This window comes from Acidisphaera rubrifaciens HS-AP3, from assembly GCF_000964365.1.
Classification (GTDB): Bacteria; Pseudomonadota; Alphaproteobacteria; order Acetobacterales; family Acetobacteraceae; genus Acidisphaera; species Acidisphaera rubrifaciens.
In genome coordinates, this window is the sequence record NZ_BANB01000755.1 from 1 (window position 1) to 7,061 (window position 7,061).

The following is a 7,061-nucleotide window of genomic DNA, read 5'->3' on the forward strand; positions in this document are numbered from 1 at the left end:
CCGGGTGTCCGCGAGCACCAGCAGATCGACGCGGGTCCCGTCCGGGCGCGCGTCGTGATGCGGGCACGCGGCCGGCCGCGCGCCGTCAGGCATGGCGGCGGGGGATCACAGCCGTCGGTCGCGCTTGATGCGGTCCCAGGCCGCGTTGATCCGGGCAACCTTCTCGCTCGCCTTGGCGACGAAGTCGGCCGGAACGCCGCGCGCGGCGAGCGTGTCAGGATGGTTCTCCCGCATCAGCTTCTTCCACGCCGCGTGTACCGCCTCGTTGCTCGCGGTCGACGGCACGCCGATGATCGCATAGGGGTCGGCCTCGTCGGCCCCACGACCGGGCGGCAGGCCCTCGCGCGCGCGCTCCCATCCCCGGTCCGCGATGCCGAAGCCGCGCGCCACGCGGGCGAGGAAGCCCTGCTCGGCGGCGTTGATCGGGCCGTCGGCGCGGGCGATCGCGAACAGCGCCGCCAGCACCTCCTCCAGCATCCCGCGGTTGTCGGCGAAGCTGTCGCCGAGCTGGTCGGCATACGCCTCGTAGCCGCCGGCGCTGTCACGCGCCTGGTCGAACAGCCGCCCGATGTCACGCATGGCCGCCGGCGGGATGCGGAAGAGGCGCTTGAACGCCTCGATCTCCTCACGCTTGACCGGTCCGTCCACCTTGGCGAGTTTCGCGGAGAGGACGACCACGGCCATGGCGAACAGTTGCTCGCGGCCGCCCAGCATGGCCGTCACCCGTGCCGGGTTGAACACGCCGCCCTGGTCGAAGGGCAGGCGGAAGCCCTCGCCCGCGCCGCTGTCCGCCGCATGGCCCAGGGCCGCGCCGATCATGGCGCCGAACGGGCCGCCCACGGCGAAGCCCGCGAAGCCACCGATCAGCTTTCCCCAGTATCCCATGGGCAGCAGCTAGCACGCGACCCGCCGCGCCGGCAAAGCGGAAGCGCGCGAGGGAGGCTCAGTGGGCGCGTACCGTCACGGGCACGTCGAGGCTGGCGCCGCTTTTGAACGAGAGATGGCAGTTGAAGTGATCGCCGGCCGCGAGCGGCTGGGTCGTCTGCAGGAGTTGCACGAACGCGGCCCCCGCCTTCAGCTCCGTCTTGCCGGGCGGCAGCGGCAGCGCCTTGACCTCGCGGGCCGACAGGCCGCCCTCGCCCACGTCCATAACGCGCTTGTCGGTGAAGTTCGCGACCGGGCAGCGGATGCGCAGAAGCGCGTCGGCGGCGCCGGTATTCGTCACGGTCATGTAGAGCGGCACCGTCGCGCCGCTCGCGGCGGCGGCCGGGGTCCATGCGTCGGCCACGCTCAGCGGGTCGGCGTCGGCACGGGCGGCGTGGACGCCGGCGACGGCCGAGGCGGTGAGAAAGATGGCGGCGAGGGCGGCGCGCGCGGCGGCGCGGGTCTGGGTCGTGCGCATCGGTGCGACCTATCCCGCCGGGGCGTCGCGGGCAAGATCGCGCCCGGTCGCGCCTCGTCGCGAGACCGCGAGGAGGCCGTTGCGTCGCCGGTTTGGCTGCCGGTAGCCGCTTCCGCTCGTCCCCCGATCCGTGCCCAATAGGCTGATGAACCAGACAGCAGCCTCGGCAGCGGCCATGACGGGCGGGCAGACACGGGCCGACATACGCGCGGGGCGGGTGACGGGCACCACGGCCGGTCTCGCGCCCGGATGCATCCAGGCCAACATCGCCATCGTCCCGGCGGCCGTCGCCGACGACTTCGCGCTGTTCTGCGCGCGTAACCCGCGCCCATGCCCGCTGCTCGCTCGCGGCGCGGCCGGCGATCCCGCCCTCCCGGCGCTCGGCGCCGGCATCGACATGCGCACCGACCTGCCCCGCTATCGCGTCTATCGCGACGGCGTGGCGGCGGAGGAGGTGACGGACATCGCCGCCCTGTGGCGGGACGACCTCGTCACCTTCGCGATCGGCTGCTCCTTCACCTTCGAGCACGCGCTGCTGTCCGAGGGCGTGCCGCTGCGGCATGTCGCGCAGGGGCGCAACGTCGCGATGTATCGGACGCGCTGTCCGACCGAGCCGGCCGGCCCCTTCGACGGCCCCCTGGTGGTGTCGATGCGTCCGTTCTCCCCATCGGACGCGGAACGGGCGGCGCGCATCAGCGCCCGCTTCCCCCGCATGCACGGGTCGCCGATCCATCTCGGCGACCCGGCCGCGCTCGGCATCGCCGACCTGGGCCGGCCGGATTACGGCGACGCGGTCGAGATCCACCCAGGCGAGGTGCCGCTGTTCTGGGCCTGCGGCGTCACCAGCCAGGCGGCACTGGAAGCGGCGCGGCTGCCGCTGGTGATCGCCCACGCGCCGGGCTGCATGCTGGTGACCGACCTGCCGCACGAGGCGGCGCTCGCCTGATCCGCCCGGCGGGGCGGCAACAACGGAACGGGGGACGGGCCGTGCTCGACTGGTATCGTGATCTCAGCGGCGCGGGGCGCGCGACGTTCTGGGCCTGTTTCGCGGGCTTCGCGCTCGATGCGCTCGACGTGCAGATCTACTCGTTCGTCATTCCCACCATGATCGGGCTAGCCCTGCTGACGCGCGAGCAGGCGGGCATCATCGCCACCTCGACCCTGGTGCTCTCCGCCTTCGGCGGCTGGTTCGCGGGCATGCTCGCCGACCGGTTCGGCCGGGTGCGCACGCTGCAGATCACGGTGCTGTGGTTCGCCGTCTTCACCGCCGCCTGCGGCCTGACGACCGGCTTCTATCCGCTGCTGATTTGCCGGTCGCTGCAGGGGCTGGGTTTTGGCGGCGAATGGGCGGCGGGCTCGGTGCTGATGGGCGAGGTCATCGCCGCCCGCCATCGCGGACGCGCCGTGGGGTTCGTACAGTCGTCGTGGTCGGTCGGGTGGGGCGTCGCCGCGATCCTGGCGACGATCATCCTGCGCGTCGTGCCGCCGGCCTATGCGTGGCGGGCGCTGTTCTTCGTCGGCCTTCTGCCGGCGCTGGTGACGTTCGCCATCCGCCGCTACGTGCCCGAACCCGCGCCGTTCGTGCGGGCGCATACGGCCGGACGGGCGCCCGGGACGCTGGCGATCTTCGGGCCGCATCTGTGGTGGACGACGCTGCGCTGCTCCGTCCTCGCGCTCGGGGCGCAGGGCGGATACTACTCGATCACCACCTGGCTGCCGACGTTCCTGCGGACCGAACGCCACATCACGGTGATGGGCAGCCTGTCGTATCTGATGGTGGTGATCGTCGGCAGCTTCTGCGGCTATGTCTTCAGCGCCTATCTGTGCGACGCCGTCGGGCGGCGGCTGAACTTTCTCATGTTCGCCGTGTGTTCGGCGGGCGTCGTGTTCCTCTATACGCATGTCGCGATCTCGGACGCGGTGATGCTGGTGCTGGGCTTTCCGCTGGGCTTTTTCGCGTCCGGCGTCTTCAGCGGCATGGGGCCGACCTTCACCGAGCTTTATCCGACCGAGCTGCGCGGCGCGGGGCAGGGGTTCTGCTACAACGCCGGACGCGGCTTCGCCGCCTTCTTCCCGACGCTGGTGGGCAGCGCCTCGGCGGTGCTGCCGCTGGGCGCCGCGATCGGCTATTTCGCGGTCATCGCGTACGGCCTGATGGCGGTGGCGGCGCTCACCCTCCCGGAGACGCGCGGGCGGGAGCTGGCGACTTGGGCGGACATGACGGGAGGACATTGATGGCTGCCTGGCAGTTCTGGATCGATCGCGGCGGCACCTTCACCGACATCGTCGCCCGCGCGCCGGACGGCCGCCTGTCCACCCATAAGCTGCTCAGCGAGAACCCCGGACGCTATCGCGATGCCGCGATCGCGGGGATACGGCAGGTGCTCGGCATCGCCGCCGATGCGGCGATTCCGCCGGGCGTCATCGACGCGGTCAAGATGGGCACGACCGTTGCCACCAACGCGCTGCTGGAGCGCAAGGGCGACCGCGTGCTGCTGCTGGTCAACCGCGGTTTCGCCGACCTTCTGCGCATCGGCAATCAGGCGCGCCCACGGCTGTTCGATCTCGACATACGCCGCCCGTCGATGCTGTTCGAGGAGGTGGCCGAGGTCGCCGGGCGCGTCGGCGCCGACGGCACCGAAGTCGAAGCGCTGGACGAGACGGCGGCCCTGGCGGCGCTGCGGGCGGCGTACGGGCGCGGGATACGCGCCTGCGCGATCGCGCTGATTCACGCCTGGAAGTATCCGGACCAGGAGCAGCGGCTGGCGGCGCTCGCGCGCGACTGCGGCTTCACGCAGGTCTCGGCAAGCCACGCGGTCAGCCCGCTGTTGCGGCTGGTGCCGCGCGGCGACACCACCGTGGTCGACGCCTACCTTTCGCCGATCCTCGGCCGCTATGTCGATCAGGTCGCGGGTGAACTCGGCCACACGCGGCTTTATTTCATGCAGTCGAATGGCGGCCTCGCGGAGGCGGCGCATTTCGCGGGCAAGGACGCCATCCTGTCGGGACCGGCCGGCGGCATCGTCGGCGCCGCGCGCACCGCGGCCGCGGCGGGGATCGAGCGGATCATCACCTTCGACATGGGCGGCACCTCGACCGACGTCGCGCTGTATGCCGGCGCGTTCGAGCGCGCGTTCGAGACGGAGGTCGCGGGCGTGCGCATGCGCGCGCCGATGATGGCGATCAACACGGTGGCGGCCGGCGGCGGGTCGATCCTGCATTTCGACGGGACGCGCTTCCGCGTCGGTCCGGACAGCGCGGGGGCCGATCCGGGGCCCGCCTGCTACCGGCGCGGCGGTCCGCTGACGGTGACGGACGCGAACGTGTGCGTGGGCAAGCTGCAGCCGGCGCATTTCCCGCCGATCTTCGGCCCCGGCGGGGATCAGCCGCTCGATGCCGCGACGGTGCGGGCGCGCTTCGCGGCGCTGGCCGACGAGGTCGCGGCCGCGACCGGCGAGCGGCGCGATCCCCGCGACATCGCCGAGGGTTTCCTGCGCATCGCGGTCGCCAACATGACCAACGCGATCAAGCAGGTGTCGGTGGCGCGCGGCCACGACGCCGCCCGCTTCGCGCTGCAATGCTTCGGCGGCGCGGGCGGCCAGCACGCCTGTCTGGTCGCCGACGAGCTTGGCATGACGACGGTGCTGATCCACCCGTATGCCGGCGTGCTCTCGGCCTATGGCATGGGCCTCGCCGACCAGACCGTGCTGCGCGAGCAGGCGGTGGAGGTGCCCCTCACGCCCGAGGTGCTGCCCGATCTCGCGGCGCATGCCGACGCGCTGGCGGCGGACGCGCGGGCAGCACTGATCGAGCAGGGGGCGGCGCCGGGGCGCATCGAGGTCGCGCGGCTGTTGCACTGCCGTTATCACGGGACCGAGGCGGCGCTGATCGTCCCGCTGGCGGACCATGACCGCGTCGTCGCGGATTTCACCGCCGCGCACCGCGCCCGATTCGGCTTCGCCACGCCCGATCGCGGGCTGGTCGTCGAGAACGTGGCCGTCGAGGCGACCGCGGCCGGCGAACCGGTCGCACTGCCTCCGGCCGCGACGCGCGACGGGCCGGCGCCGGCGCCGATCGACAGCGTGGACGTCTGGTCGGGCGGGCGCAGCCACGCGGCGCCGGTGTTCGACCGCGACGCGCTCTGCGCGAGCGACCGTATCGAGGGACCGTCGCTGCTGCGCGAGGCGAATGCCACAACCGTGGTGGAGCCGGGCTGGACCGCCGAGATCACGGCCGGCGGCGATCTGCTGCTGCGACGCACGGCGCCGCGTGCCGACCATGTGGACGCGGCAACGGGGCGTCCCGACCCGGTGCTGCTGGAACTGTTCGGCAATCTGTTCATGCACGTCGCCGAGCAGACCGGCACGGTCCTGCAGAACACGTCGATGAGCGTGAACATCAAGGAGCGGCTGGATTTCTCCTGCGCGGTGTTCGACGCCGACGGGTATCTGGTCGCCAACGCGCCGCACGTGCCGGTGCATCTCGGCGCCATGGGCGAGAGCGTGCGCACGGTGCTGCGCACGCGCGGCGCCACGCTGAAGCCGGGCGACGTGGTGGCGCTCAACAACCCGTACAACGGCGGCACGCATCTGCCCGACGTGACGGTGGTCACGCCGGTATTCGACGCCGACGGGCGCAGCCTGCGCTTCTTCGTCGCCTCGCGCGGGCATCACGCCGATATCGGCGGCATCACGCCGGGTTCCACGCCGCCGACCTCCACCACGCTGGAGGACGAGGGCGTGCTGATCGACGATTTCCTGCTGGTGGACGGCGGCAATTTCCGCGAACAGGCGTTTCGCGACCTCCTGGCCGGTGCGCGCTATCCGGCGCGCAGTCCCGACGTGAACGTGGCGGACATCGCGGCGCAGGTCGCGGCCAACGAAAAGGGCGTGCAGGAACTCACCCGCGTCGTTGCCCAGTACGGCTGGGAGATGGTGGGCACCTACATGCGCCATGTCATGGACAATGCCGAGGAGAGCGTCCGGCGGGTTATCGACCGTCTCGCCGAGGAACTGCCCGACCGGCGGTTCGACTACGTGATGGATGACGGCGCGCCGCTGGTGGTGCGCATGTCGTTCGACCGCGCGGCCCGCTCGGCGGTGATCGACTTCACGGGCACCGGACCGCAAAGCGCGGGCAACTTCAACGCGCCGCCGGCGGTGACGCGTGCCGCCGTGCTGTACGTGTTCCGCTGCCTCGTCGGTCGCGACATTCCGTTGAACGACGGCTGCCTCAAGCCGCTCGACATACGGATACCGCCCGGCACCTTCCTGTCGCCGGCGCCGGGTGCCGCGGTCGTGGCCGGCAACACGGAGGTCAGCCAGGCGGTCGCCAACGCGCTGTTCGGCGCGGTCGGCGTGCTGGCCTGCAGCGAGGCGACGATGAACAACCTGCTGTTCGGCGACGCGACGCGGCAATATTACGAAACGATCTGCGGCGGTGCCGGCGCGGGACGCGGCTTTGACGGCGCGGATGCGGTGCACACGCACATGACCAACACCCGCATGACCGACCCCGAGGTGCTTGAACTCCGCTATCCGGTGCGGGTCGAGACGTTCACCCGCCGGCAGGGCTCCGGTGGCACGGGCCGCTGGCATGGCGGCGAGGGGGTGGTGCGGCGCCTGCGCTTCCTCGCGCCGATGCAGTCGGTGATCGTCGC

Annotated in this window: 5 protein-coding genes; 3 read left to right on the forward strand and 2 right to left on the reverse strand. The window is 71.8% G+C overall.

Annotated features, from left to right (window positions below; genetic code table 11):
• Positions 1-105 precede the first annotated feature (105 nt).
• Both B8460_RS17285 and B8460_RS17290 read right to left on the reverse strand, forming a co-directional pair.
• Positions 106-885, reverse strand: coding sequence for a TerB family tellurite resistance protein (locus B8460_RS17285; RefSeq protein ID WP_048862864.1), 780 nt, complete (start codon positions 883-885; stop codon positions 106-108).
• Positions 886-943: 58 nt separating this feature from the next.
• Positions 944-1,402, reverse strand: a complete 459-nt coding sequence (locus B8460_RS17290) for a copper chaperone PCu(A)C (RefSeq protein WP_048862865.1) — start codon at positions 1,400-1,402, stop codon at positions 944-946.
• Positions 1,403-1,547: 145 nt separating this feature from the next.
• Here B8460_RS17290 and B8460_RS17295 point away from each other — a divergent pair, with 145 nt between their 5' ends.
• The 3 genes from B8460_RS17295 to B8460_RS17305 all read left to right on the forward strand — a co-directional run.
• Positions 1,548-2,348, forward strand: a complete 801-nt coding sequence (locus tag B8460_RS17295; RefSeq protein ID WP_048862866.1) for a putative hydro-lyase — start codon at positions 1,548-1,550, stop codon at positions 2,346-2,348.
• A 41-nt stretch (positions 2,349-2,389) separates the two neighbouring features.
• Entirely contained in the window at positions 2,390-3,637 is a 1,248-nt protein-coding gene (locus B8460_RS17300) for an MFS transporter (RefSeq protein ID WP_241771223.1), read from the forward strand.
• The coding region (locus B8460_RS17305; RefSeq protein ID WP_048862867.1) for a hydantoinase B/oxoprolinase family protein at positions 3,637-7,061 on the forward strand (3,425 nt) is incomplete at its 3' end. The genes B8460_RS17300 and B8460_RS17305, both read left to right, overlap by 1 nt.

Excerpts from the sequence above, each read along its gene's own strand:
- B8460_RS17290 (WP_048862865.1), bottom strand. The coding sequence starts at position 1,402 with ATGCGCACGACCCAGACCCGCGCCGCCGCGCGCGCCGCCCTCGCCGCC.
- B8460_RS17295 (WP_048862866.1), top strand. The coding sequence starts at position 1,548 with ATGAACCAGACAGCAGCCTCGGCAGCGGCCATGACGGGCGGGCAGACA.
- B8460_RS17285 (WP_048862864.1), bottom strand. The coding sequence starts at position 885 with ATGGGATACTGGGGAAAGCTGATCGGTGGCTTCGCGGGCTTCGCCGTG.